The sequence below is a fragment of the Ensifer sp. MJa1 genome (assembly GCF_037026475.1).
GTDB lineage: Bacteria > Pseudomonadota > Alphaproteobacteria > Rhizobiales > Rhizobiaceae > Ensifer.
In genome coordinates, this window is sequence record NZ_JAKUMO010000062.1 from 1 (window position 1) to 1,164 (window position 1,164).

The window sequence follows — 1,164 nt, forward strand, 5'->3', positions numbered from 1 at the left end:
TGTAGCCGGGTACATTCTATTTCCAAGTGCGACATGCCAATGATTTCAATGGGTTCCCCTTGGAGATTTTGGAATGTCCCGACGCTATTCGCAGCTGAATCTGACTGATCGACGCCGCCTCTTCCACTTTGTCGAACGCAAAGTGCCGATCAAAGAAATGGCGCGCGAACTTGGTCGTCATCGATCGACGATTTACCGTGAGATCAGGCGCAACACCTTCCACGATCGCGAGCTGCCCGACTATAGCGGTTACTTCCCGACCGTTGCTGACGATATCCGCAAAGAGCGGCGGCAGCGTTTGAGGAAGCTTGTGCGGCACCCGCAATTGCGCGAACTGGTGATCGAGCAGCTGAAGGCACTTTGGTCACCGGAACAGATTGCCGGTCGTCTGCTCGCCGATGGCGTGAGCGCCGTGCGGGTCTGCACCGAGACGATCTATCGCTTCATCTATGGCAAGGAAGATCAGGCGCTGGAACTCCATCAGCATCTGGCGGAAGGCCGCCGCAAACGCCGCCCCCGCGGCTCGAGGAAACCCCGCGACGGCACTTTTCCTGCTGCCTGCAGGATTTCGCAACGTCCTGATTTCATTGGTAATCGTTCGCAGTTCGGTCACTGGGAAGGCGACTTGTTGATCTTCCAGCGTGACTTGGGCAACGCCAACGTCACGTCCTTGGTTGAACGCAAGAGCCGCTACACCGTCATGATCAAGAACCACAGCCGGCATTCACGACCGATCATGGACAAGATCATCGAAACGTTCTCTCCCTTGCCAGCCTTTGCCCGGCAGAGCTTCACCTTTGATCGCGGCACGGAGTTTGCCGGATTCAGGGCTTTGGAAGAGGGCATCGGCGCGCGGAGCTGGTTCTGCGACCCCAGTGCGCCTTGGCAGAAAGGTGCCGTGGAAAACACCAACAAGCGCATCCGCCGCTTCATGCCTGGCGATACCGATCTCTCCGCTGTCAGTCAGCAACAGCTCGTCGCCCTCGCCCAACATATGAATGCGCTCCCGCGCAAGTGCTTGGGCTATCGAACGCCCACCGAGGTCTTCATGGCGCATTTGCGCGAATGCGCGTAGTGCCCTACTCTTCACCCGTCAATGTTGCACTTGGATTAGATTCTCCCCCGCAAAGTTAAAGTGTCCTGATCCTGCAAAGTTGGAATGTC

General features: G+C 57.1%; 1 protein-coding gene. It reads left to right on the forward strand.

Features of this window, described 5'->3' with window-relative positions:
- Window positions 1-73 precede the first annotated feature (73 nt).
- Window positions 74-1,075 (forward strand): IS30 family transposase, encoded by a 1,002-nt coding sequence (locus tag MKZ91_RS31495; RefSeq protein ID WP_027988767.1) that lies wholly within the window; start codon window positions 74-76, stop codon window positions 1,073-1,075.
- The last annotated feature ends 89 nt before the right edge of the window (window positions 1,076-1,164 follow it).